Raw genomic sequence first — 23,351 nt, 5'->3', positions numbered from 1 at the left:
ATCTCTGCTTCGTAAACCATTACTCAGAAAACCATTATCCAGCAAACAATGCCATACCATGAATTATCATCAGTATTACCCGGTTGACGTGGTCAACGGGCCCGGCACGCGCTGTACGCTGTTTGTTTCCGGCTGCGTGCATCAATGCCCAGGTAGCTACAATAAAAGCACCTGGCGGCTCAATTCCGGCCAGCCTTTTACTCAGGCGCTGGAAGACCAGATTATTGCCGATTTGCAGGATACGCAGATTCCGCGCCAAGGCTTGACGCTCTCCGGTGGCGATCCGCTCCATCCGCAAAACGTATCGGATGTGCTACGTTTGGTGGAGCGCATTCATGCCGAATACCCCGGAAAAGACATCTGGATGTGGACAGGCTACCTGCTCGCTGAGCTTACGCCCGCACAACAACAGGTTGTGGCACTTATCAACGTACTGGTAGACGGTAAATTTGTACAGGATCTCAAAGATCCTGCGTTAATCTGGCACGGCAGCAGCAATCAGGTTGTCCATCGTTTGCGATGACAGCCGCAGACTTAACCGTGTAGCTCCGGCGCAAGCGGCGGGCTGCCCCAGGCGCGCAGTTCCTCGGCATCGAGCACCGTCACACTGGCTTTTGGTTCGGGTGAAAAGGCGTGATTCATCAGTGCACGGGCCACGGCCTTTCCTTCAATCGCTCGCCATTTAGCAGGCATCCACTTGAGCAGCGGTGCGGAAAAGTGCTCCAGCGGCCGTCGCGTTGTCCGTTCGCCCAACAGCAGTGAAGGGCGTACCAGTGTCAAATGTCGCCATCCTTGCTGACGCAACGCTGCTTCCATCTCACCTTTGATGCGTGAATAGAAAAACGGTGACGTAGCACTGGCACTCATCGCACTCACCGTGAGCAGGTGTGTAGCGCCCAGCGCCTTGGCCCGCGCGGCACTGTCGACCACCAGCGTATAATCCACAAAGCGAAACGCCAGCTTACTGCCCGCCAGCTTGCGCGTGGTCCCCAGGCAGCAAAACACAATATCGACCGGCTCATGCAATTGCGCCAGCGCAACGCGCACGTCCTCATGACAAGGATTGACCAGTTTATCCTGAGCGGGCGGTGGTCTGCGCGTAGGCGCATAGATAACCTCTACCCGGCTATTGGCTTGCAGCAGCTTCAGCAATTCCTGCCCAATCAATCCTGTCGCGCCTAGCAGCAATACTCGACTCATGGCTCCTCCTGTTGCCAGATGCATTCAGTTATCCGTCGTTTTCCTCATCGCGGTGCCAATGGCGTTTGGTACCAAAACCCAGCGTATTGTCCGTCATCTTCAGGGTATCGATCCGCAAGCGCCAAACGGGTGAGGTCGCCCCCCGGGCGATAGGAAAACTCTGCGTGTAGCGCTCGCGGGCCGAAACCGCCTCTTCACCCTGTAGCAGTAATGCCTGACCGCTGAACTGCACGCCTTTGATCAGCATAACGGTTTTAGGTTGGCCGGCAATCGTCCCGGCAATCGCCGGGTAGCGCAGCATCATTTCACCATGGCGCGTCGAGGTTTCTGTCATGATGTAGAAAGCGACCTCATTTTCGTCATAAGTATAGAAGCAGCTCGCACACCATAATTCCGAATTTCCCCCTACGCATAGCGTCAACACATGCAGCTTTTTCATATAGCGGGAAATAATAGACAGCTCATTTCCGTTGCTCATCAGGCCTCTCCTGGTACTATGACACGCATGACACACCCGCGCGCGTTAAAACAAAAATCAGAATATTACGCATTACCGATTCCATCGCTATATACCCTGTGCTATGTGTGATTGCACGGTAAAACCTTATCGTAGTTCGATAAGTTACTCGTAACCTCTCATAATGCGTCATGGCGGTGAAAAATCAACCTGTTGTAATCATTACGCCGTGTTGTAATGCAAACAGGCAGCGTCACCGCTGCCGAAAGCGCAGGCCATGTCTTCATGGGTAAAAAGCCACTGTGAAATCGCGAATGACGGATGCGCGTTGCTGACGGCACACTTTACACGATGCGTTGGGGAGAGAGTTTGACATTGATGGGGTTATAGGGGAACGCCGTAGGCAAAGGGGCAATATACGCGTTTTACCTGAACGCACAGTATGACAGGACGTCTCGCCAGAAGAGCGGGACGGTACAGGCACTTATTTACCCGCTGATTCAATACCCACCAATCCGGCCTTCAGATAGCCCGCCTTGCGCAAGGTATCCATAACACGCATCATGGTTTCATAATCGACGGTTTTATCTGCCTGGAAGAAAATGGTGGTCTCTTTGTTGGCGCCCGTTTGCTCATCCAGCAGGTTGGTGAGACCTGTCTCATTCACGGCAATATCCCCCACATACAGCTGTTTGTCCGCCTTCACCGTCAAATACACCGGTTTTTCCGGACGAGGTTGTGGCACCGCCGTGGACGCCGGCAAGTCGACACGAATATCGACAGTCGCCAGCGGCGCTCCCACCATAAAGATGATCAGCAGCACCAGCATCACGTCAATGAACGGCGTGACGTTAATGTCATACATCTCGCTGTCACCGCTCGTATCATCGTGCAAATGCATCGCCATAACTTAACCCACCCGCAGTTTTTGATTAGCCGCAGTCAAACGGTTACCGTTACTCGCAGCCACATCCAAATCGCGGCTCACCAGCAAAAGCACCTGTGCCGCCACATCACCCATCAGCGCTTTATAGCTGCCAATTCCGCGAGCGAACACGTTGTAAATCACCACCGCCGGGATAGCAGCGACCAAACCAATCGCAGTGGCCAACAGCGCCTCGGCGATCCCCGGCGCGACGACGGCCAGGTTGGTGGTTTGCGTTTGAGCAATACCGATAAAGCTGTTCATGATACCCCAGACCGTCCCGAACAGCCCAACGAAGGGGGCCACCGCCCCAACCGTTGCCAGATAGCCGTTACCGCGCCCCATTTGGCGACCGGCAGCGGCCACACGACGCTCCAGACGGAAGGCGGTACGATCTTTGATGCCATTATTGTCATCAGAACGGGCGGAAAGGGTTAATTCATTTTGCGCATCGGCCAGTAATATCGCCGCTGTGCTATCGGCTTTAAAGGTCTCAACGATATCTGCCGCATCATCTAAGGTGCGCGCCTGCTCCAACGCCGCATATTCACGACGCAGGCGACGTTTGGCCCCCACCAGTTCGACGCTTTTACCAAAAAAGATCGCCCAGGTAATCACGGAGGCCAGCAGCAAACCGATCATGACGGATTTCACCACCAGATCCGCATGCTGATACATGCCCCAAACGGAAAGGTCGGTTTTCATGATATTGCCTGCACTACCTTGCGGCAGCGCCAACGGCGATGCAGGCACCGCAGCATCATCAGCGACGGCAGGGTCAGCCGCCGCAGGCGTCGATGCCGCAACAGCAGCTTCTGGTGCACTGGCGGCAGCGGTGTTGGCAACTGGTGTAGAAGCAGGTGCTGCGAACGCATTTCCACTTAGTCCTGCTGACGTGACCAGTCCCGCCGTTAAAAACAGAGCCGTCAACATGCTACGGGAAAATGCGCTGAACGCGCCGCGTTGTGTAAGCCAGGCGGGCAATGCCTGGGAAGAAATATGACCGACAGCCGTTTTCACGCTGTGCCTCCACCTATACCAATGAATAGTACAACACCAATGAGTAGTGCATCGAATCGACAAGAAATGATATCAAACTGAGCACGAATTGATAGTAGTTCTCATTATTATTTATGCTTTTTGAGCACAAAAAACCCTAATATCCATAAGTTAAAACACTGATTTACCATGACGTCTTCCAGAAACGGCCAATTTTCCAGCCCAGGAACAACAAAAGTCGCGTTCTGTGATCGACTTTAAGTTATTACAGGCTTTGTTGAATAAACAGATTTTATGCTACCAGCCCAGTAAAACGATTGTTTCCAGCAACGTAAAATCATGCAGTTAAGCATCATGAGAAAACGGAATGCCTGAGGTGATAAGCATTTTCTACCAAAATGGACATAGTAAAACAGCACGATTCCCTATTATTCAACAAAGCCGTTATTACACCATTGTTGAGTAAACGGCGATAAGTTGTCTTACAGGAAAAGCTTATCAGCAATAATTAATAGCACTAAAAACAATACTATAGACATTAACATGATGTCATAGAAATCAATTACCACCAATTGTTTCATTCAGTTACCCATATTGCGCTTTTGTGATACGAGTCATTCCGCAAAGTGGTACAATAGGTTAGTTTACCCCTGAATATGAGGGGAAATTATTTTGACTTAATTTTTTAATTCCCTTCATTACGCACCGGGTTTTATTTATAGAACAATAATAGTCGTACCGCGAATATATCCTCGAGATTTCTGGAGACCCGAATGAAGCTATCCAAAACACTGATAGGCATCTGCCTAAGCTCACCTCAGTTATACACATCTCTGTTCGTGCCTGAGCGCGCGTAGCGTTTCGGCGGCCGTCATGACTTTCTGCAAGCCTTTCCAGATAGTTTTTGCGCCTGGTTCACCGTCGCCTTTTCGAGCAAGAAAGCCTCCGAGTTGCGCAACTAAGCGCAATACTTCGTTTAGCTTAGGGCCATATCGTTATACACATCTTTTGGCCATTTTTTGAACAGGATGCTCAGAACCCCGTGAATTAAGGCATTCAAGCCATCCCATTGGCTTTTTGAGGTTCAAAATGCCACTCTGAGATAAACCCGTAACTCATTGATTAAACAGTGCGTTAGAAAGATGTGTATAACGATATGGCTTAGGGCGGCCCTTGGGCATACGCTTGTTCATCAGTAGGTAAGCTCCATGAGTCTCGTCGGAATCAAAGAACAACATTGCGTCTAGCTCTGGACAGGTTCGTCCCATACGCATTAAATAGGCGATGCGCCATGCCACGATCATGAACAGCGCCAATGCCCGCTCAATGCGATCCACGGTCGATAACTGTAACGCTTCGACACAGCAGCCGTTCTTCAGCACATTGAAGAACATCTCGATTTCCCATCTAGCCCGATACCAGTCGATCAGCTCCACGATATCTTCTCGTCCTTCAGGTACGCGGATTGCTCAGCAACCGCCACTCGACCGGCTTCACGCCTGCTGGCGGCTCAATTTCCTTGGCTATCACACAAGTCACTGCCAACCCGCAACGCAGCGACACTCGCTTCACGCGCAGCGCCTGTTTCACCGTACGCGCCTTCTGCCCCGCGCGAGCCGCCATAACGAATTCGATTTCTCCCACCGGCACGGTCTTTCCAACCTTCTGCCAAAGCTTCTCATTACAGTCCAGACTGCGATTATGAGTCGAGCGGATCAACCAGTCAGCCGGAGTGCCAAGGTCATCAGCGAGCTGCATCAACGCCTTGATATCCGCTTCGCGATCGGCTAAGTACACCAGACGTGTGTTTGGCAACTCCGAGGCGAGTTCAGCAACTCGCTCGTATCCCTCGAGCCAGCGCGTACTCTCCTTGATCCCATCGCGTTTTCCGTCTGCATCCTTCGGCTCTCTTGCCCACATCCACGCATCCAGTACGCCCAACCCCACGCGATCCGGACTGACCGCGTAGGTCGGATGCAGATACAGACCACGCCTGGCTTCGTAGTTCAAGGGACCCAAGCCTTGGATTTGCTGCCCGTTGAAGTCAAGCTCGGTAGTGTCTTGGATACACAGCACAACCTCGTGTTCTCGGATCCTTTCCTGCGTACGCTGCCAGTGAGGTTGCAGAATGTCTCGCCATTCGAATGCTTGGTTCTCCATGAAGCGGTAAGCACCCAGCGTCTCAGACCATCCGAGGCACGCATGCGGAATGCTGGCTTGCGGATTCTCAGCCAGCCGTATCAAAAGCCCTTTGGCACGCTTATTGAGCCTCGTGTCACCAAGATTTACCCCTTCCAGTTCTTGGTGTGCCCAGCCATCTGAATCCCGTGTCATTTTTCAGCGCCGTAAATGGCGATAGTACACGTCGGTTTCACTTCATTTACAACCCCACTGGCTGCCTATTTCAGCCCGCTAACCCTTGGCATATAAGGCGTTGCGGACTTGTGTATAACGAGGTGGCCTAAGCTCCGCCACGCTGTTGATGAGTTATTCAGTCAGTGCATTACAAATCAAAGCATCCGATGTCCACCCCGAAGGCTATCCCAATGTGGTAGCCGTACAAAAAATGGGAGAAAAATTAAAAGCCGCCACGGATGGAAAACTGGAAATAAAAACCTTTCCAGGCGGGGTATTAGGCGATGAGAAGCAAATGATTGAGCAGGCGCAATTGGGTGCCATCGATATTATTCGTGTATCCATGACCCCCGTTGCCGCCATTTTGCCAGAAATCGAAGTGTTTACCCTGCCCTATATTTTCCGTGATGAAGATCATATGCACAAAGTGCTGGAGGCTTTGTTGAATAAATAGAAAGTTTGGGTAATCATCGGATCAGATCACCATAGTTGTTTCAACATCAGGTCTCCATGGCAAAACAAAATTTTAAAATCACTAACTGGCCCTCCTATAACAAGGCCCTCAAGCAGCGCGGTTCTCTAACCGTATGGCTAGATGAATCAGCCATTGCTGCATGGACGGAAAATACGATTACTGAACGGCGTGGACGACCGCTCCACTACTCAGATATGGCCATCACCACAGTCCTGATGATGAAACGCGTGTTTGGCCTAATGAGATGGTCACCCCCACCCTGTGAGCGGTACGCTGACAGGGTGTTTCTTTATGGAGAAGGCCATCATGCAAAACGTCACGCTTATTGGTATCGATCTCGGCAAACATTCTTTTCACATTCATTGTCAGGATAAATCAGGCAAGGCATTACTGCGGAAAAAGTTTACCCGCACCAAACTCATCGAGTTTCTGGCTACGTGTACACCTACTACCGTTGTAATGGAAGCCTGCGCCGGTGCCCATTTTATGGCTCGTCGGATCAGTGAGCTGGGGCATGAAGTAAAGTTGATCTCTCCGCAGTTTGTCCGCCCTTTTGTCAAGAGCAACAAGAACGATTTCGTTGATGCCGAAGCAATATGCGAAGCCGGATCACGCCCTTCCACGCGGTTTGTGCAGCCAAGAACTGAGGCTCAGCAGGCTATGCGAGCCTTGCATCGCGTCAGGGAGTCGTTGGTCAGAGACAACGTTAAAACGACTAACCAAATGCATGCTTTTTTACTGGAGTTTGGTATCAGCATGCCGAAAGGTATTGCGGTAATCAAAAGGCTTTAAGCTGTTCTGGCTGATAATGACTTGCCACCTTATCTGGCACAGTTGCTGCTTCGATTACACGATCATTACCAATATTTGGTTGGGCAGATAGCAGAGCTCGAAAGAGAACTTGGGCAGGCACTCTCTCTAAATAGCTGTTCCTAATACCGCTACACTTTTGCCTGTCCATGTTTTCCACTGGGAAACGGGCTGACGGTTTCCATGAAGCGGCGAACCTTGTTCAGTCACTGCCACATTGAACAGCATTGATGATTGCGGGTAATGGTTTCATGCAACGCCTGCCATAACCGCTCTACATGATTTACCCATGGTGAGTACACCGGCTGATAAATAACCCTGAATTTCGGGTTTTCTTCCAGCCAGCGCTGCGTCTCCCGGCTTTTGTGAATAATGTAGTTATCAACTATCAGCGTGTGTAGTGGTCAACTAATATTGGCCACCGCATTAGACTGTATGTAGAACAGTCGCTCAGATTCGTTTGGAGTTAAGCCGCCGTTATACCAGTGAGGCCGGATAGCGCTGTAATACCCCGTGATGTAGCGGATAATCGCGTCCTGGGCTTCGCTGAAGCTGTTGTAACCCTTTGTCGGCACCCATTCTGTCTTCAGGCTGCGGAAGAACCGCTCCATTGGCGCATTATCCCAGCAGTTACCCCGCCGACTCATACTCTGCTTTATCCGGCAGCGCCACAGGGCTTGCCGGTATTGACGGCTGGTATAGTGGCTGCCCTGGTCGCTGTGGAACATGACTCCTGTTGGTTGTCCCCGGAGTTCCCAGGCCATCTGCAACGCTTTAACTGTCAGCGCCGAGTCCGGCGACGTCGACATGGCCCAGCCCACCGGTTTGCGGGCGAACAGGTCTAGCACCACCGCAAGGTAAGCCCAGCATTTGCCCGTCCAGATGTAGGTCACATCGCCGCACCAGACCTGATCCGGCGCGGTAACCGCGAACTGGCGGTTGAGATAGTTCGGTATTTCAACGTGTTCATTGCCGCCGCGTTTGTATTTGTGAGCCGGTCGCTGGCAGCTGGCGATACCCAGCTCCTTCATCAGCTTGCCAGCCAGCCAGCGCCCCATTTTGACACCAGAGCTGCCGGTGACGATGGTCGCGATACTTCGAGAGCCGGCAGAGCCGCCGCTGGCGTTCCAGGCTTCCATGACGCGACTACACTTAACCACGCGCTCACCGTCGGGTTCATTAGCGGAAGCCTGCCAGTGCCTGTAGCTGCTGCGATGTACCTCAAAAGTTTGGCACAACGCCGTGACCGGGTATCGCGCCCTCAGCCTGTCGACTACCGTGAACCGTTGAGTGAGTCCGACATTAAGAGCGCCGTAGCCTTTTTTAGGATTTCGTTCTCCATTTCAAGGCATTGGACTTTTTTCTTCATCTCACGCAGCTCGAGCTGTTCAGGGGTAAGAGGAAGTCCCGTTGGCGTTTTTCCCTGTCGTTCAAGGCGAAGCTTATTGACCCAGCGACTAATGGCAGAATGGCTGACATTAACCGCCTCTGCGGCCTTAACGTATGTGTAGCCGTGGTCGACAACCAGCTTTGCGGCTTCGAGCTTAAATTCCGCCGTAAAATGTTTACCCATGAGGTCACCTGTCGTGTTGATGAGGTGAGCATATCACCTCCGCTCAGGTGGCCAGTATCAGTGTGCCACTACAGTAATGCACCCGCCAGATAATATTTCTCGTTCTGGCCCGGCGTCACGATGCGTTTCTGCTTCCCGCGAACCTGCCAGTCCGCGCCAATTTTGGGATTCAGATGAATATCCACTTCGTCTTCGTAAAAGACGGGATGTTCCGCGCTGCATTGTTCCAGCGCCATCGCGATGGCCTCCATTTTTTCTTCCTTATGCGGGTCGCGGATACGCAGCGTAGGAGCTGCGCGTCGCCACACCAGACCGGCAGAAGGCCGCCAACGGCGCACCGTGGAAGCATGCAACTGGCAACCGGTTATATCATTGATTTTTATCGCTAGCAGTTCCGTGCTCCAGCGCGAACGCTGATAGCCAAAATCATGAGGGGAACGCTTTACGAGCTGGATTAACAGTGCGCAGATCTGTTCAAACGGCCAGCGACGGCCACGACCGGGCCGCAGAGATTTGAGGCCTTCAATGCCGTACAGGGTGAGCCAGTTAATCCATCTGCCGATTGACGAACGGGCGCAGCAAAGCATTCTGGCGACATCGCTCACGCGCTCGCCCCGGTGCAACATCAGGATGGCGGTCAGCCTGCGGGCGTGATTCTTGTCACGCGTTTTATGGAGAGTTTTCTTCATCAGGCGTCGTTCGTTACGGGGTATCGGTGCTATGCTCGACATCGCTCAGTCCGGTTGATGATTTGGGATCTTTATCGATTGATCAGATCGCTCTACTTGGACTGAGTTCCCTTCAGGTGATCTACTATTCGGAACAGTTATTTAGATGAAACTGGCCAGCATTTAATGACCATCCCAGGTGTTGGACCGATAACAGCCAGCGTTTTGTCATCACAGTTAGGCGATGGCAAGCAATATGAAAACAGTCGTAATTTTGCCGCTTCCACCGGTCTTGTACCCCGCCAATACAGTACTGGAGGGAAGAATACTCTGCTGGGTATTAGCAAGCGTGGAGATAAAAACCTTCGCCGATTGCTTGTTCAATGTGCGCGGGTATTTATCCTAAGAATTGACCATCAATCAGGGAGATTAGCTGATTGGGTAAGGTCTCAGTTGGGCAGGAAACATTCTTGCGTTGTGTGCTGTGCATTAGCAAATAAATTAGTTCGAATAGCTTGGGCAATAACGACACGAAATACCGTGTTTGAACAGTAATGCTGGTCTAACAGTCAGCAATTTAACGAAGTTACCCATCTGGTTTTGCGAAGACTGATTATTGATGACATGAACGGCCTGACGGCCTGATATAAAACCAAAAAATGAAAATGGCTCAATGAAGCCGATGGCCTTTTTAGGAATATCAGGTGCGAAACTCATCGTGGCGCGGGCATCCTTGGCCATAAAGACGCCGGATAGATTTAAGCAAGCCCACCATTAATCAAAGATCAGTGTTGCAAAAATGGGGGTGACCATAGATTCATTGAGGGCTTTACAGGGTTTTGTTGACTCGATTTTTAAACTGATTAAATTGTCGCTGCATTGTCCAGACTATTCGCTGCTCAGCAAGCGAGCAAAGACAGTGAACATCAGCATAAAAACGCCAACCCGTGGTGAAATCTCACATCTGGTCATTGATGGAACCGGCCTGAAGGTCTTTGGCGAAGGGGTAATGACTCCAATTAGTAGAACATGTGTTTTTCGATGAAGGCTCCGATGACTTTTTCGTGGATCTCGACGGAGCGCGAGAAGCAAATCGTTTTACGCGCCAGTCGTTTAATGCGGGTACGGAGCGTCAGGTTATTGCGCTCTATGCGTTGCGTGAAGATCTTGCCAGTCAGATGTTTCTGCTTCGGAACCTCTCTTGCATAGCTGCCCCAGTTGTCACTGGTAATCATGCCGATGTTGAACGGTGTCAACAGAGCCAGCAATTCACGGCAGGTCTCATCGGTTCGGGGGCCAAAAGTGTAGGCCAGAACACTGCCCGTTTTGGTATTGTAAGCGTACCAGAGCCAGTGCTGTAGCGCCTGACTGCCAACGAAGCTCCATTGCTCATCAAGTTCACAGATAAGGGCGACGTCGGCGTGAGCAACGGGAGAAGACGTTATCCTGCGGGGCGAGAGCTTTTTAAAGCCCGGATGACCGTATTGATGCCGATTTTCAACGTTCTGGCGGTATCGCGAACACCGGCACCGTTGAAGGCCATATCAACGATCTGCTCTTTGACTCCCGGCTTTCGCGCTTCATAGCGGTAGGTAAGCTGGAATACACGGCGACAGCACTGACACCGGAAGCGTTCGCGCTTAGTTGGACTAAGGCCATGTCGATAAACTTTATCTGAATGGCAGCGAGGGCAATGAACAAAAACAGTAACCACGTGGAAACCTCAAATAGCGGCAGAATATCACAAAAGCCAACTATTTTAAGGCATTACCGGCGAAGGCGAATGGAAAGTCCGGCAGCATGGTGCCGACAGACGCAGGGTGTGGCGTAAGCTGCATCTGGCAGTAGACAGTGCGACGCATGAGATTATCTGTGCGGATTTGTCGCTCAGTGGTACGACTGATGCCCAGGCTCTACCGGCACTGATAAACCAGACCCACCGGAAAATCAGAGAGGCATCGGCTGACGGCGCTTACGATACAGGTTACTGCCATGATGCTCTGCTGAGGAAGAAAATAAGGCCGCTTATCCCGCCGTGAAGGGGGGCGCAATATTGGCCGGACCACTACCACGAGCGTAACCACGCTGTTGCAAATCAGCGCCTGAGCGGCAGCAACGATACCTGGAAAAAGAAAGTGGGCTATCACCGACGCTCAGTGGCTGAAACGGCCATGTTCCGGTTCAAAACGCTTCTGGGTGGTCATCTAAGTCTGCGTGACTACGATGCTCAGGTGGGTGAAGCCATGGCGATGGTCAAAGCGCTTAACCGGATCACGCTATTAGGAATGCCGAACAGTATTCGCATCACGTAACAATCGACCTGGGGCACAGTCGTTACAAGTTCTGATTTATTCAACAAAGCCATATTTACGCTGAAACCCCTAATGCAAAGAAAAATATAATCCATTAATTAAAAAGAAAAAAACAAAAAAAGTGCATGAAACGAGGAAAACACAGAGATGTCTCACAATAAATGTAAGATATCTCTTACACGCATATCGGCCAGATAACGCAGGTAGCCATCATCATACTCTCGGTTGCAACTGTTGCAGGAACACAGACAAAGAGGGAGCCAACACCCGATGTTCACGTGTACCAAAGGTTTCAAGCCATACTTCACCGCTAACATTGGATAACGAAATCAGCGCCATTTCTGATTCCGTCGTGGCTAAAAACAGCGTCGGCGGCAACTTGAGTCGCTTTTGCGTCAGCAAATGCCCGATCAGATTTTCTTGCATACGCACAAAATCATCCTCGCTCCACGATTGCAGTAGCAGGCAATGATGTAGCCCCCTGTAACACCAGACAGTAGCTGTATCTCCAGATAAGAGATAGGCTTAGATATATGTCTAACAATCACGCTAATTTTGAAATGACCGGGATCCTGTTAGGGCAAGAAGTCCGTAAGCGTAAAACTCCGCAAGAGAAAATCGCCATCATTCAGCAGACAATGGAGCCGGGGATGAACGTCTCCCATGTAGCCCGCCTGCATGGCATCCAGCCCAGCCTTTTGTTTAAGTGGAAGAAGCAATACCAGGAAGGAAGCCTCACCGCCGTTGCGGCCGGAGAAGAAGTGGTTCCAGCTTCGGCGCTGGCGACTGCCCTCAAGCAGGTCCGGGAGCTACAGCGCCTTCTGGGTAAGAAGACGATGGAAGTTGAGATCCTCAAAGAAGCAGTGGAGTACCGCCAGTCGCGAAAATGGATAGCGCACGCGCCCTTGTTGCCAAAGGACGGGGAATAGCTCTGGTCAGCCGCGCCATGAGCGTGTCGCGTGCGCAGCTGTCACTGCGGGTTAACCGTTCTGCCGACTGGCTGGACAGGCGCAGCAACCGGCGTAATGACGAAGCTGATGCTGAGATATTATCGGACATCCTCCGTATCATCAGCGACATGCCCAGTTACGGTTACCGCCGAGTGTGGGGTATCCTGCGTAAGCAACGTCGTGCAGAGGGACTTCCACCGGTGAACGCCAAACGGCTTTACAGGATAATGAGCGAGCATAACCTGCTGTTGTTGCATGATAAAACTGAACGTCCGAAGCGGGAGCATAAAGGCAAAATCGCGGTAGCAGAGAGCGATATGCGCTGGTGCTCAGATGGCTTCGAGTTCGGTTGTGACAACGGCGAGAAGCTGCGGGTGACGTTCGCACTGGACTGCTGCGACCGGGAGGCCATAGACTGGGCAGCGAGCACCAGGGGTTATGACAGTTCAACCGTGCAGGATGTGATGCTGAGGTCGGTGGAAAAACGCTTCGGTAGCGCGCTGCCGGATAAACCAGTGCAATGGCTGACGGATAATGGTTCAGCGTACACAGCGCATGAAACGCGGAAGTTCGCCAGAGAACTGAATCTGGAGCCCTGCACAACAGCAGTGAGCAGTCCACAGAGTAACGGCATGGCAGAACGGTTCGTGAAGACGATGAAGGAAGATTACATCGCCTTCATGCCAAAACCCGATGTGCGAACAGCGCTGAAGAATCTTGCAGCGGCGTTCAATCATTACAATGAAAACCATCCGCACAGTGCGCTGGGATACAACTCCCCAAGAGAATATCGGCGCCAGCGGGCATCGTTAACTTAAGATACAAAAGCTGTCCGGAGATGGTGGGTCAAGATCATGCAGTAGCAGGCAATCAATATCGGCAAAGCGCGCTTCCATATCCCCGGCATACTGCGTGGTAAAAAAGGCTTCAGCATCAGGATGCAGCGCAATTGTCAGCGCACGCGACACGCCGTCAAGTGCCGCGCCCTCGGCCACAGGCTGAGGAGTCCAAAATACCCGCTCGCCGTCATTTTCCACTACGCAGGGTGAAGCAGCGCCGTACAACGCCTCACTGGCAGGCAAATGGTCATAGGCTTGCTGCCAGGCTGCCATATAGCGCTGGGTAAATCCCTGGAGTGCGTGCTGCACATTGTCATCCATACTTTTTTCTCTTCACTGGGCGAGTCGGTTACACTACTGCATATAGTTTTTACTTTGCAAAGGCATGTTATGTCCACTATTGACAAACAGGATGCGCTCAGTGCGTTACCGTTGGGAAAACCGACATCTTACCACGACAGCTACGATGCCGGCTTATTACAAGCGGTTCCACGCAGTTTAAACCGCGACCCTTTGGGCATTGATGCCGCGCATTTGCCGTTTCACGGTGAAGATATCTGGACATTATACGAACTCTCTTGGCTTGCGCCCAACGGAGTGCCGCAGGTTGCCGTAGGCGAAATGCATTTGCAGGCAGATAGCCCAAACCTTATCGAATCCAAAAGCTTCAAACTCTACCTGAACAGCTTCAATCAGACGGTTTTTGAAAATTGGCAACGGGTACAAGAGACACTAACGCGCGATCTGGCCGCCTGTGCGCAGGGTGAGGTTAGCGTGGCGCTGTTTTCGCTGGATGCCTTTCAGGGACAGACGCTGGGCCAATTCCAAGGAGAATGTATTGACGGACTGGATGTTCAGATCACGGATTATGCGTTCAATGCCGACCATCTCGCCAAGGCCTGCCACGCACAGAGCCCCGTTGTTGAAGAAACATTGGTGAGCCATGTGCTCAAATCCAACTGCCTGATCACTCACCAGCCGGATTGGGGCTCGGTACAAATTCGCTACCGGGGCAAACGTATCGACAGAGAAGCCCTGCTGCGCTACATCGTCTCCTTTCGGCACCACAATGAGTTCCATGAGCAGTGCGTGGAGCGTATCTTCAACGACCTGATGCGTTTTTGCCAGCCAGAAGTCTTGACCGTTTACGCGCGCTATACACGCCGCGGCGGGCTGGACATCAATCCCTGGCGTAGCAACACCGACTTTATTGCAAACACTGGTCGCTTACCCCGGCAATAGTGCGGGATACGATACAATATCGTCATTCAGAAACGGCATTATTGGAAAAACTGATACCATCAGGTTAAGGTGGATCAATACATAAAATCAGTGTTATGCGTCTTGCCACCCCAGTGGCGACAAAGGATAGCCTGGAAATTTTGTTGTTATACACTGCGTTCTCAAGGAGTAAAATTGATTACACATATCAGCCCGTTAGGGTCTATGGATTTGTTATCGCAGTTGGAAGTGGACATGTTGAAAAGCACGGCCAGCAGCGATCTTTACCGTTTATTCCGCAACTGTTCGCTTGCCGTGCTGAATTCCGGCAGCCAAACCGATAACAGCAAAGAGCTGCTATCCCGCTACGAAGATTTCGATATCAATGTGTTGCGCCGTGAACGCGGCGTGAAGCTGGAACTGGTCAATCCTCCGGAAGACGCTTTCGTCGATGGCGACATTATCCGTTCGTTGCAGGCCAACCTGTTCGCCGTACTGCGCGACATTCTGTTTGTGAACGGGCAAATCACCTCGGCAGAGCGCTATCAGAACCTGAATCTGGAAAACAGCGCCCACATTACCAATCTGGTATTTTCTATTTTGCGCAATGCGCGTGCACTGCACGTCGGGGAAGAGCCCAACATGGTGGTGTGCTGGGGCGGCCACTCCATTAATGAAACTGAATATCTCTACGGACGAAAAGTCGGTAGCCAATTAGGGCTGCGTGAACTGAACATCTGCACCGGCTGCGGCCCCGGCGCCATGGAAGCACCGATGAAAGGTGCCGCCGTCGGCCACGCACAGCAGCGCTATAAAGAAGGTCGCTTTATTGGCATGACGGAACCGTCCATCATCGCCGCCGAGCCGCCTAACCCGCTGGTGAATGAACTTATCATCATGCCCGATATCGAAAAACGCCTCGAAGCCTTCGTACGCATCGGGCACGGTATCATTATTTTCCCCGGCGGGGTCGGCACGGCGGAAGAGTTCCTCTACCTGCTGAGCATCATGATGAATCCGAAAAACAGAGAACAGGTGCTGCCTATCATCCTGACCGGGCCGGAGGAAAGCGCCGACTATTTCCATGTTCTGGATGAATTTATCATCACGACCCTGGGCCGTCAGGCGCGCCGTTACTACTCCATCATCATTGATGATGCAGCGGAAGTGGCGCGGCAGATGAAGAAAGCGATGCCGCAGGTGAAGGAACATCGCCGTCATACCGGTGACGCCTACAGCTTTAACTGGTCATTGCGCATCGCACCCGATCTGCAATTGCCGTTTGAGCCCACTCACGAGAATATGGCAAACCTCAATCTGCACCCCAATCAAGCACCGGAAGCGCTGGCCTCAGCGCTGCGCAAGGCTTTTTCTGGCATTGTGGCGGGCAACGTCAAAGAGGTCGGCATTCAGGCGATTGAAGAGCACGGCCCGTACAAGATCCACGGCGATGCACAACTGATGCAAAGCATGGATAAACTGCTGCAAGGGGTCGTTGCGCAGCAAAGGATGAAGCTGCCGGGCAGCGCCTACATCCCTTGCTATGAAATCTGTACCTGATGCCATACTGGCGGGAAAACCGGATTTTCCCGCCACCTTCACCACGCTTCTCGCCGGGACCGCCTGATGCCTGTACATTTGCTGATTATCGATGCATTAAACCTGATTCGTCGTATCCATGCCGTGCAAGGATCTCCCTGCGCGTCGGCCTGTCAGCACGCCGTTACCCAACTGCTACAGCATAGTCAGCCGACGCACGCCGTCGCGGTGTTTGATGATGAACAGCGCGCTGACAGTTGGCGGCACCAGTTATTGCCCGACTATAAAGCGGGCCGCCCTCCTATGCCTGAGAATCTGACGCTTGAACTGCCGCAAATACGGCAAGCGCTGGTATCAATGGGCATCCCCTGTTGGCATACACCAGGCAATGAAGCCGATGATTTGGCGGCAACGCTCGCCACAAAAATCGCACACGCCGGTCATCAGGCAACGATTGTCTCAACCGACAAGGGCTACTGCCAACTGCTAGCCCCCACTATTCAGATTCGTGATTATTTTCAAAAGCGCTGGTTGGATGTGCCTTTTATCGCACAGGAGTTTGGCGTTTCACCGCAACAATTGCCTGATTTTTGGGGGCTGGCAGGCATCAGCAGCAGCAAAATACCCGGCGTGGTGGGAATTGGTCCTAAAAGCGCAAGTCAGCTGCTTGCCCAAGCCGGAACCTTGGAACCGCTCTACCAGCAATTGGATGAGGTGCCAGAAAAATGGCGACGCAAACTGGAATCGCAGCGCGAACTGGCCTTTATCAGCCGTCAGGTAGCGACGTTACGCACGGATTTGGCACTGGAAGGGAATTTACAACAGTTACGGCTGACGGCGGGGAAATAAACGCGACGTTCTTCCCGAACGACGCGTAAGATTGCAGACAAACCCACTAGAAAAGTCATTCCCGCTCCCAACCCGTCATTACCGCGAAAGCGGGAATCTCTTGCAGATGTAGCGCGTTTCTTCTGGCAGAGATCCCCAGCTTTTTCCGAGGATGACGAATAGAAAAGCCCGTTACGCTTAACGCTCGTCGCGCCGCCCCGGCACCGCGCCCCATATACGCCGCGCGTGTACCGTTACCTCTTCGCGATCGTGGTACAGTTGGCGAGCACGGAGTTCGTAGTTGATACCATTCTCACTCAAGCGCTCGCTCAGCAGCGCCAGATTTTGCGTCACTTCCTCATAGCGTTTTTTCATCGGCAACTTGAGGTTGAATATCACTTCCCGGCACCAGCCCTTCACCAGCCAATTGGCCATCAGGTTAGCCACCCGCGCTGGTTTCTCCACCATATCGCACACCAACCAAGTGATATTGTTGCGCGGTGGCTCAAAACGAAAACCATCGGCGGCATGGTGTGTCACCTGACCAGTATCCATCAGGCTTTGCGCCATGGTACCGTTATCCACGGCATGCACCATCATGCTGCGCTTCACCAGTTGATAGGTCCAACCGCCGGGGCACGCCCCCAAATCCACCGCGTACATGCCGCTTGCCAAACGCTCATCCCACTCATCAGCCGGGATGAATACATGGAACGCCTCTTCTAGTTTTAATGTCGAACGGCTTGGCGCATCAGAAGGGAATTTCAGACGCGGGATACCCATGTAAAACGGCGAGTGGTTATTGCTGTAGGAATAGCCCACATAGCAATGCCCCGGGGCAATAAACAACACATGGATAACAGGACGAGATGCTTTTTCATACGACAGCAGAATGCCGTTTTCCTTCAGGGCGGCGCGCAAAGGCACGGTGAACTTGCGGCAAAACTTCAGCAGTTCTTTGCTTTCATTGGTGTCCGGTACTTCAACGCGCAGTTCTCCAGCCCGTTCAATCGCACCAGTCAGCATGCCGACGATCGGGGTAATGCGATCTTCCGGCGGCAAATCCCGCAACAGCTCACCGCACACGAACCATTGACGGGCAAAAACCAGCGAATCAAACGACAATGTTTTGATTAAGCGATCGGCATCTTCATGCTGATAGCATTCATACATCACATAGCCACAATTTTCTTTAACCCTGGCGAAGCCAAAAACCTCATGTGCGGTGGCTTTTTCCGTTATCTCTGCCGCACACTCTTTTTCGAAACCGGGGCGGCAATATAAAATTACCTTATTCATTACTTTTCGCCTTTCTTGTCTGGCGCAGCACGCCAATCAACATCAAAACCCATCCGGTCAGGAAGAAAAGACCGCCAACCGGCGTGGCAAACGCCCAAAACCGTAGGTGCGACAGCGCCAGACAATAAAGACTGCCGCTAAACAGCACGGTGCCAAGTGCCAACGCAATGCTGCTCCAATAAAACCACAGATTACGGCGCTGGCGCATCAATACCGACAGCGCCAAAATCGCCAGCGTATGAAACGCCTGATATTCAAGCCCGGTTTTTAGCCAGGCCATCTCGGCAGCGCCCAGCGATTTGCTGAGCACGTGCGCACCAAAGGCACCCAACGCTACAAACACAAACCCGCTGATCGCGGAAAACATCAGCATAAAACGACTGTTCATCGTATTTTCCACAGTAAATCGATTCAAATATTATCCGAACGCCACATATCAACGTGCGGCGTTGTCATAGCAGAAACGAAACTTCCCTTGCTCGCTTGCCGCGCGCGCCAAAATCCAGTGGCGAAAGGCGGCTATTTTACCCAGTTCAGCCTGACTGTCATGACAAACCAGATAAAAAGCATTTTTACTGACCAATACGTCGTTAAATGGGCATACTAACCGACCCGCTTCAATCTCGGTCTGAGCCATCACGTTATTTGCCAAAGCGACCCCCTGTCCGTGAATCGCCGCCTGCAACACCATCGCACTGTGGCTGAATATCGGCCCTTGTTGCACGTTGATCTGCACGCCAAGCTGCCGGGTGTAGGCCAACCAGTCGCGGCGAGACGCATCATGCAACAAGGTATGCCCTACCAGATCCTGCGGGGTTTTTAGCGGATGCTTGCCCGTTAGCAATACCGGAGAACAGACAGGCAACAGATACTCAGCATAGAGCTTTTCAACGCGCAACCCATGCCAGTTGCCACGGCCGTAAAAAATCGCCACATCCACATCATCTGACAGACGATCTTCCTGGCGGTCTAACGCCTGAATTCGCACATCAATCCCCGGAAACTCCGCATTGAAACTCGATAATCGCGGTACCAGCCAATTGATGGCGAAACTGGGTAACAGGCTGACCGTCAATGCCCCTTTGGCACTGCGTGACTGTAACTTGCGCGTCGCTTCATTGAGTGAAGAGAAGATCTCTTTTATATCAAGATAGTAGCTTTTCCCCTCTTCTGTCAGCAGCAAAGAGCGATTGCGGCGACGAAACAGCTTGAGCCCCAAAAAATCTTCTAATGACTTGATTTGATGACTGACAGCAGCCTGTGTGACAAACAGTTCCTCCGCCGCTTTGGTGAAGCTGAGGTGGCGGGCGGCAGAATCAAATACACGCAACGCATTGAGCGGAGGGAGTCGCTTTGACATAGGGTAATTTTCTTCTTTTTCCTAAGAGGTGCACGGAGGCAGCACCGTTCCAGCCATTAGTTTTTTTATCCGAGACATTATAATTTTTCCGTTGAGGATGCACCAGCAAATACCTATATTAGCGCCACTTCCTTGAGCCGGAACGAAAGGTGCGGCAGGCGTTTCCTGAAGTGCTTTTGGCTTGTGGCTGTGATGTTGTGTTTGCTATTTATTGTCTGCTTTTCAGACATGGTAGCCAAGGCTACCTTTCACTTCCTGTACATTTACCCTGTCTGTCCATAGTGATTTTTATGTGGCACCGCTTTTTAGCGGTGCTTTTTTTGCCTGACAGGCGGCAAATCTCCGTGTGCCAGAAATGACAATTCCCGCGCTGACATTTCAGACTCGCCTTACCGAACGAGTAAGCAACGAAATGGCAGTGCGGGAATCGAGACACAGGTTACACCCGAGGGAAAACTATTTGGCTTCCACTATTTCCTTCATGTTATCACGGTTGATCTGCTGCTCGTGGCCGTAGGCATCGACGTAGCTGATCATTCCGGTATCCTCATCCACTTTCGGTTTCCCTTCAGCGACAATGCTGCGCCCGTCGTTGGTATGCAGCACATAATTACTCGAACAGGCAGTCAAAGAGAGTGCAGCCATCGCAATGGCAATAATTGCTATTTTATTCTTCATAGTGTACTCCAAGTAAATTTTTAGGTTACTTATTTCGCTACTACCGAACGATAGTTCCGTTTTTCAACAATGTTAAAACTAGCAAAATCATTTCAATATGCGTTTAAGGATCGTCCTAAAACTTGTTTCCCCGTAAAAAATGCGACAGGATCGTCTGCCAGAAGAGGAACACCATGACAGCATTCAATCCCGCAACCTTTCGTAATGATTTCCCTGCACTCGCGCGATCCGGCATTTATCTGGACAGCGCGGCAACGGCGCTCAAACCCCAGCCGGTCATTGATGCCATCTCGCAGTATTACACCTCCGAGACCGGCAACGTTCACCGCAGCCAACATGCTCACGCACAGCAGGTGACAGAGCGATTCGAGCAGGTTCGATGCGCGGTAGCCGCCCTGCTTAACGCCGACGATCCACGTTGCATCGTGTGGACTCGCGGTACGACAGAAGCCATTAATCTGGTGGCGCAAAGCTATGCACGCCCTCGTTTGCAGCCGGGTGATGAAATCATCGTCAGCGAAGCGGAGCACCACGCCAACCTCATTCCCTGGCTGATGGTGGCACAGCAAACCGGTGCACGCGTCGCCAAGCTGCCGATTGGCGCGGATGCACGGCCTAACCTGGAAGCATTAGCCGATCTGATCACCCCACGCACGCGCCTGCTGGCACTGGGCCAGATGTCTAATGTGACAGGGGGACAACCCGATCTGGCGAAAGCGATCGCGCTGGCGCATCAGGCAGGTGCTGTGGTGATGGTCGACGGCGCGCAAGGCATTGTGCACAGCGCACCTGATGTACAGGCACTGGATATCGATTTTTACGCCTTCTCCGGCCACAAACTTTTTGGCCCGACCGGTATTGGCGTGTTGTACGGCAAAGCTGACCTGCTGGAATCCATACCGCCCTGGCACGGTGGAGGGAAAATGATGAGCGCGGTCTCTTTTGATGGGTTTACACCGCAGGCCATTCCTCAGCGATTTGAAGCGGGCACCCCCGCTATTGCCGAAGTGCTCGGGTTAGGGGCTGCGCTGACGTGGATGCAAGGCTATGACTGGCGCGCTGCGGAGCAATATAGCAAAGGGTTGGCCCAGTTGGCTGAACAGCAGTTGGCTCGTTTCCCCGGTTTTCACTCATTGCGCAGTCCCAACGCGACCATTCTGTCGTTTACCCTGACCGATGTACATCCGAACGATCTGGCAACGCTTCTTGCAGAGCAACAGATTGCCGTTCGCGCCGGACACCATTGCGCTCAACCGTTATTCGCGGCACTTGGATTCGATGGCGCAGTACGAGCCTCTTTCGCGCCCTATAATAACGAGCATGATGTCACCGCGCTGGTGACGGCTGTTGGCAATGCGTTGGATTTGCTGCGAGATTGATTGACGAACAATGGAACTGGCCTACACCATGACAGAACATCCCATGACAGAGCACACCGCTCATCCTTTTGGCCGTGCCATCACGGCAGAGACCTTACAGCACACCTTCGATGCCTGCCGCTCGTGGGAAGAGCGTTATCGGCAATTGATCCTGCTGGCTAAACAGCTTCCGGCCCTGCCGGACGCGTTGAAAAATGACACTATCGCCCTGTCTGGCTGTGAAAATCGCGTCTGGTTGGGCTATGAGAAACAACAGGATGGTCGATTGCACTTTTACGGTGACAGCGACGGGCGTATTGTGCGCGGTTTGCTGGCTGTACTGCTCACGGCGGTAGAAGGCAAACAGGCTGCCGATTTGCGAGGACAAGATCCATTGTCCCTGTTTGACCAGCTCGGCCTGCGCGCGCAGCTCAGCGCCTCACGCGCCAGCGGATTATCCGCACTGGCACAGCGTATTCAAACCATAGCCGCACAGGCCTAGCCTATTATTCTCGGCGTAAGCCGGGGCTCCTACACAGCAGGAACACGTTTAGCCCGTGGGGGATTCCCGCCTACGCGGGAATGACGGATAAGCGCGGGTATGTGGACATGGAAAAACACCGCTCAGGAACCAACCTGCTGCGCTTCGCGCACCGCCTTCGCCATCATTTTCTTTAACGCGTGGGATACCGCAACAAAACCAAAGGTCGCGGTCACCATGGTGGCAGCCCCAAAGCCAGAGGCGCAATCCATACGTTTTACCCCTTCCGCCGTGCTGCGCGATGCGCACACCGATCCATCGGCCTGCGGGTACACCAGCGGCTCATCGGAAAATACGCAGTCAATGCCTAAGCGGCCTTTGCTGTTCTTGACCACGTTGAAATCGTGTTTAAGTCGCTCACGCAGCTTGGCCGCCAGCGGGTCCTGAATGGTTTTGGCGAGATCCACCACGCTGATGCGTGTCGGATCGATTTGCCCACCAGCCCCGCCGGTCGTCACGACCGGAATTTTATAACGTCGACAGTATGCCAGCAGTGCCGCTTTCGGGCGCACGCTGTCAATCGCATCAATCACATAGCTGAAGCCACGGTTGAGATATTCCGCCACGTTATCCACCGTGACGAAATCATCCACGCAGGTAACCTGACATTCAGGGTTAATGGCACGGATACGCTCCGCCATCACTTCCGTTTTCGCCTGTCCGGTATGTTCGCGCAGCGCGTGAATCTGCCGGTTGGTGTTGCTGACACAGACGTCATCCATATCAATCAGCGTAATCGCACCAATGCCGGTACGCGCCAGCGCCTCTGCGGCCCAGGAGCCTACGCCGCCAATGCCAATAACGCACACGTGCGCCTGTGCGAACAGCGCCAACGCCTGCTGACCGTATAACCGCGCTGTGCCGCCGAAGCGTTGCAGATAGGCTTCGGATAACGTACCACTCATGACCACCAACCCTTAACTCTGATAACTGCTGTAAAAAAACAGGCCCGATCATAAAGCGA

The 23,351-nt window shown here is 52.4% G+C and carries 20 protein-coding genes and 11 pseudogenes; 13 read left to right on the top strand and 18 right to left on the bottom strand.

Features of this window, described 5'->3' with window-relative positions:
• Positions 1-58: 58 nt before the first annotated feature.
• Positions 59-523, top strand: coding sequence for an anaerobic ribonucleoside-triphosphate reductase-activating protein (nrdG, locus tag ACWWJF_RS17345; RefSeq protein ID WP_455870137.1), 465 nt, complete (start codon positions 59-61; stop codon positions 521-523).
• Positions 524-534: 11 nt separating this feature from the next.
• On the opposite strand, the gene ACWWJF_RS17340 is transcribed toward nrdG, so the two are convergent.
• From ACWWJF_RS17340 to ACWWJF_RS17315, 6 genes and pseudogenes are all read right to left on the bottom strand, one after another.
• Positions 535-1,200, bottom strand: a complete 666-nt coding sequence (locus ACWWJF_RS17340) for an NAD(P)H-binding protein (protein ID WP_455871148.1) — start codon at positions 1,198-1,200, stop codon at positions 535-537.
• Between the two features lie 28 nt (positions 1,201-1,228).
• Positions 1,229-1,678 (bottom strand): YhbP family protein, encoded by a 450-nt coding sequence (locus ACWWJF_RS17335; RefSeq protein WP_455870136.1) that lies wholly within the window; start codon positions 1,676-1,678, stop codon positions 1,229-1,231.
• A gap of 463 nt (positions 1,679-2,141) precedes the next feature.
• Complete coding sequence (gene exbD / locus ACWWJF_RS17330) at positions 2,142-2,564, bottom strand: TonB system transport protein ExbD (RefSeq protein WP_455870135.1); 423 nt, start codon at positions 2,562-2,564, stop codon at positions 2,142-2,144.
• Between the two features lie 3 nt (positions 2,565-2,567).
• The gene (gene exbB / locus ACWWJF_RS17325; protein ID WP_455870134.1) at positions 2,568-3,602 is read right to left on the bottom strand and encodes a tol-pal system-associated acyl-CoA thioesterase; all 1,035 of its coding nucleotides are present in this window, start codon (positions 3,600-3,602) and stop codon (positions 2,568-2,570) included.
• Positions 3,603-4,402: 800 nt separating this feature from the next.
• Positions 4,403-4,555 (bottom strand): annotated as a pseudogene (locus tag ACWWJF_RS17320) (IS4 family transposase); the annotation flags it as partial.
• A gap of 189 nt (positions 4,556-4,744) precedes the next feature.
• Positions 4,745-5,915 (bottom strand): annotated as a pseudogene (locus tag ACWWJF_RS17315) (IS4 family transposase); the annotation flags it as partial.
• A 148-nt stretch (positions 5,916-6,063) separates the two neighbouring features.
• Here ACWWJF_RS17315 and dctP point away from each other — a divergent pair.
• From dctP to ACWWJF_RS17300, 3 pseudogenes are all read left to right on the top strand, one after another.
• A pseudogene (gene dctP / locus ACWWJF_RS17310) lies at positions 6,064-6,387 on the top strand (TRAP transporter substrate-binding protein DctP); the annotation flags it as partial.
• 59 nt (positions 6,388-6,446) lie between these two features.
• Positions 6,447-6,650 (top strand): annotated as a pseudogene (locus ACWWJF_RS17305) (transposase); the annotation flags it as partial.
• A 67-nt stretch (positions 6,651-6,717) separates the two neighbouring features.
• A pseudogene (locus tag ACWWJF_RS17300) lies at positions 6,718-7,326 on the top strand (IS110 family RNA-guided transposase); the annotation flags it as partial.
• Positions 7,327-7,352: 26 nt separating this feature from the next.
• On the opposite strand, the pseudogene ACWWJF_RS17295 reads toward ACWWJF_RS17300, so the two are convergent.
• The 3 genes and pseudogenes from ACWWJF_RS17295 to ACWWJF_RS17285 all read right to left on the bottom strand — a co-directional run.
• Positions 7,353-7,616, bottom strand: a pseudogene (locus ACWWJF_RS17295) (transposase); the annotation flags it as partial.
• A 9-nt stretch (positions 7,617-7,625) separates the two neighbouring features.
• Positions 7,626-8,794, bottom strand: a protein-coding gene (locus ACWWJF_RS17290) for an IS3 family transposase (RefSeq protein WP_455870133.1) whose coding sequence is annotated in 2 segments (ribosomal slippage) — positions 7,626-8,539 and positions 8,539-8,794 — 1,170 coding nt in all. Because the reading frame shifts where the segments join, the coding sequence is not laid out codon by codon here.
• Positions 8,795-8,868: 74 nt separating this feature from the next.
• Positions 8,869-9,525 (bottom strand): annotated as a pseudogene (locus ACWWJF_RS17285) (IS630 family transposase); the annotation flags it as partial.
• Between the two features lie 102 nt (positions 9,526-9,627).
• Between ACWWJF_RS17285 and ACWWJF_RS17280 the strand changes: the two are divergent.
• A pseudogene (locus tag ACWWJF_RS17280) lies at positions 9,628-10,017 on the top strand (transposase); the annotation flags it as partial.
• Here ACWWJF_RS17280 and ACWWJF_RS17275 read toward each other — a convergent pair.
• Positions 9,964-10,203, bottom strand: a complete 240-nt coding sequence (locus ACWWJF_RS17275) for a hypothetical protein (protein ID WP_455870132.1) — start codon at positions 10,201-10,203, stop codon at positions 9,964-9,966. The pseudogene ACWWJF_RS17280 and the gene ACWWJF_RS17275 overlap by 54 nt on opposite strands.
• A gap of 79 nt (positions 10,204-10,282) precedes the next feature.
• On the opposite strand from ACWWJF_RS17275, the pseudogene ACWWJF_RS17270 reads away from it, so the two are divergent.
• Positions 10,283-10,468, top strand: a pseudogene (locus tag ACWWJF_RS17270) (transposase); the annotation flags it as partial.
• A 13-nt stretch (positions 10,469-10,481) separates the two neighbouring features.
• Here the strand turns inward: ACWWJF_RS17270 and ACWWJF_RS17265 are convergent.
• A protein-coding gene (locus tag ACWWJF_RS17265) for an IS1 family transposase (RefSeq protein WP_455870131.1) occupies positions 10,482-11,176 on the bottom strand; the annotation gives its coding sequence in 2 pieces (ribosomal slippage) (positions 10,482-10,933 and positions 10,933-11,176; 696 coding nt in all).
• Positions 11,177-11,228: 52 nt separating this feature from the next.
• On the opposite strand from ACWWJF_RS17265, the pseudogene ACWWJF_RS17260 reads away from it, so the two are divergent.
• Positions 11,229-11,774 (top strand): annotated as a pseudogene (locus ACWWJF_RS17260) (IS5 family transposase); the annotation flags it as partial.
• Between the two features lie 213 nt (positions 11,775-11,987).
• On the opposite strand, the pseudogene ACWWJF_RS17255 reads toward ACWWJF_RS17260, so the two are convergent.
• Positions 11,988-12,242: pseudogene (locus ACWWJF_RS17255) on the bottom strand (SecY-interacting protein Syd); the annotation flags it as partial.
• A gap of 92 nt (positions 12,243-12,334) precedes the next feature.
• On the opposite strand from ACWWJF_RS17255, the gene ACWWJF_RS17250 reads away from it, so the two are divergent.
• A protein-coding gene (locus ACWWJF_RS17250; protein WP_455871034.1) for an IS3 family transposase occupies positions 12,335-13,542 on the top strand; the annotation gives its coding sequence in 2 pieces (ribosomal slippage) (positions 12,335-12,656 and positions 12,656-13,542; 1,209 coding nt in all).
• On the opposite strand, the gene ACWWJF_RS17245 is transcribed toward ACWWJF_RS17250, so the two are convergent.
• Positions 13,534-13,884: a SecY-interacting protein Syd gene (locus ACWWJF_RS17245; protein ID WP_455870130.1), complete on the bottom strand. Its 351-nt coding sequence runs from the start codon at positions 13,882-13,884 to the stop codon at positions 13,534-13,536. The two genes, ACWWJF_RS17250 and ACWWJF_RS17245, sit on opposite strands and share 9 nt — an antisense overlap.
• Before the next feature lie 69 nt (positions 13,885-13,953).
• Between ACWWJF_RS17245 and queF the strand changes: the two genes are divergently transcribed.
• The 3 genes from queF to xni all read left to right on the top strand — a co-directional run bounded on the left by queF (position 13,954) and on the right by xni (position 17,172).
• Positions 13,954-14,805: an NADPH-dependent 7-cyano-7-deazaguanine reductase QueF gene (queF, locus tag ACWWJF_RS17240; protein WP_455870129.1), complete on the top strand. Its 852-nt coding sequence runs from the start codon at positions 13,954-13,956 to the stop codon at positions 14,803-14,805.
• A 174-nt stretch (positions 14,806-14,979) separates the two neighbouring features.
• A complete protein-coding gene (gene ppnN / locus ACWWJF_RS17235) occupies positions 14,980-16,344 on the top strand; it encodes a nucleotide 5'-monophosphate nucleosidase PpnN (RefSeq protein WP_455870128.1) in 1,365 nt (454 codons plus the stop codon).
• Positions 16,345-16,410: 66 nt separating this feature from the next.
• Entirely contained in the window at positions 16,411-17,172 is a 762-nt protein-coding gene (gene xni, locus ACWWJF_RS17230) for a flap endonuclease Xni (RefSeq protein WP_455870127.1), read from the top strand.
• A 177-nt stretch (positions 17,173-17,349) separates the two neighbouring features.
• On the opposite strand, the gene rlmM is transcribed toward xni, so the two are convergent.
• From rlmM to ACWWJF_RS17210, 4 genes are all read right to left on the bottom strand, one after another.
• The gene (gene rlmM, locus ACWWJF_RS17225) at positions 17,350-18,450 is read right to left on the bottom strand and encodes a 23S rRNA (cytidine(2498)-2'-O)-methyltransferase RlmM (protein ID WP_455870126.1); all 1,101 of its coding nucleotides are present in this window, start codon (positions 18,448-18,450) and stop codon (positions 17,350-17,352) included.
• Positions 18,443-18,838, bottom strand: coding sequence for a DUF423 domain-containing protein (locus ACWWJF_RS17220; RefSeq protein WP_455871147.1), 396 nt, complete (start codon positions 18,836-18,838; stop codon positions 18,443-18,445). Before ACWWJF_RS17220 ends, rlmM begins: the two co-directional genes overlap by 8 nt.
• A 48-nt stretch (positions 18,839-18,886) precedes the next feature.
• Complete coding sequence (locus ACWWJF_RS17215; protein ID WP_455870125.1) at positions 18,887-19,810, bottom strand: transcriptional regulator GcvA; 924 nt, start codon at positions 19,808-19,810, stop codon at positions 18,887-18,889.
• A gap of 456 nt (positions 19,811-20,266) precedes the next feature.
• Entirely contained in the window at positions 20,267-20,488 is a 222-nt protein-coding gene (locus ACWWJF_RS17210) for a YgdI/YgdR family lipoprotein (protein ID WP_455870124.1), read from the bottom strand.
• Positions 20,489-20,661: 173 nt separating this feature from the next.
• Here ACWWJF_RS17210 and csdA point away from each other — a divergent pair, with 173 nt between their 5' ends.
• Positions 20,662-21,867 carry a cysteine desulfurase CsdA gene (csdA, locus tag ACWWJF_RS17205; RefSeq protein ID WP_455870123.1) on the top strand — a complete coding sequence of 402 codons (1,206 nt, stop codon included), beginning with the start codon at positions 20,662-20,664 and terminating at the stop codon, positions 21,865-21,867.
• Positions 21,868-21,910: 43 nt separating this feature from the next.
• Positions 21,911-22,348, top strand: coding sequence for a cysteine desulfurase sulfur acceptor subunit CsdE (csdE, locus tag ACWWJF_RS17200; protein WP_455871146.1), 438 nt, complete (start codon positions 21,911-21,913; stop codon positions 22,346-22,348).
• Between the two features lie 122 nt (positions 22,349-22,470).
• Here the strand turns inward: csdE and tcdA are convergent, their stop codons facing one another.
• Positions 22,471-23,292, bottom strand: a complete 822-nt coding sequence (gene tcdA, locus ACWWJF_RS17195; protein WP_455870122.1) for a tRNA cyclic N6-threonylcarbamoyladenosine(37) synthase TcdA — start codon at positions 23,290-23,292, stop codon at positions 22,471-22,473.
• Positions 23,293-23,351: the final 59 nt, after the last annotated feature.

Source organism: Symbiopectobacterium sp. Eva_TO, assembly GCF_053848865.1.
This window is presented reverse-complemented; position numbering and strand designations above follow the sequence as displayed.

Coding starts and splice junctions, on each gene's coding strand:
- nrdG (WP_455870137.1), top strand. CDS start 59: ATGAATTATCATCAGTATTACCCGGTTGACGTGGTCAACGGGCCCGGC.
- ACWWJF_RS17340 (WP_455871148.1), bottom strand. CDS start 1,200: ATGAGTCGAGTATTGCTGCTAGGCGCGACAGGATTGATTGGGCAGGAA.
- ACWWJF_RS17335 (WP_455870136.1), bottom strand. CDS start 1,678: ATGAGCAACGGAAATGAGCTGTCTATTATTTCCCGCTATATGAAAAAG.
- exbD (WP_455870135.1), bottom strand. CDS start 2,564: ATGGCGATGCATTTGCACGATGATACGAGCGGTGACAGCGAGATGTAT.
- ACWWJF_RS17275 (WP_455870132.1), bottom strand. CDS start 10,203: ATGGCCAAGGATGCCCGCGCCACGATGAGTTTCGCACCTGATATTCCT.
- ACWWJF_RS17245 (WP_455870130.1), bottom strand. CDS start 13,884: ATGGATGACAATGTGCAGCACGCACTCCAGGGATTTACCCAGCGCTAT.
- queF (WP_455870129.1), top strand. CDS start 13,954: ATGTCCACTATTGACAAACAGGATGCGCTCAGTGCGTTACCGTTGGGA.
- xni (WP_455870127.1), top strand. CDS start 16,411: ATGCCTGTACATTTGCTGATTATCGATGCATTAAACCTGATTCGTCGT.
- rlmM (WP_455870126.1), bottom strand. CDS start 18,450: ATGAATAAGGTAATTTTATATTGCCGCCCCGGTTTCGAAAAAGAGTGT.
- ACWWJF_RS17220 (WP_455871147.1), bottom strand. CDS start 18,838: ATGAACAGTCGTTTTATGCTGATGTTTTCCGCGATCAGCGGGTTTGTG.
- ACWWJF_RS17215 (WP_455870125.1), bottom strand. CDS start 19,810: ATGTCAAAGCGACTCCCTCCGCTCAATGCGTTGCGTGTATTTGATTCT.
- ACWWJF_RS17210 (WP_455870124.1), bottom strand. CDS start 20,488: ATGAAGAATAAAATAGCAATTATTGCCATTGCGATGGCTGCACTCTCT.
- csdA (WP_455870123.1), top strand. CDS start 20,662: ATGACAGCATTCAATCCCGCAACCTTTCGTAATGATTTCCCTGCACTC.
- csdE (WP_455871146.1), top strand. CDS start 21,911: ATGACAGAGCACACCGCTCATCCTTTTGGCCGTGCCATCACGGCAGAG.
- tcdA (WP_455870122.1), bottom strand. CDS start 23,292: ATGAGTGGTACGTTATCCGAAGCCTATCTGCAACGCTTCGGCGGCACA.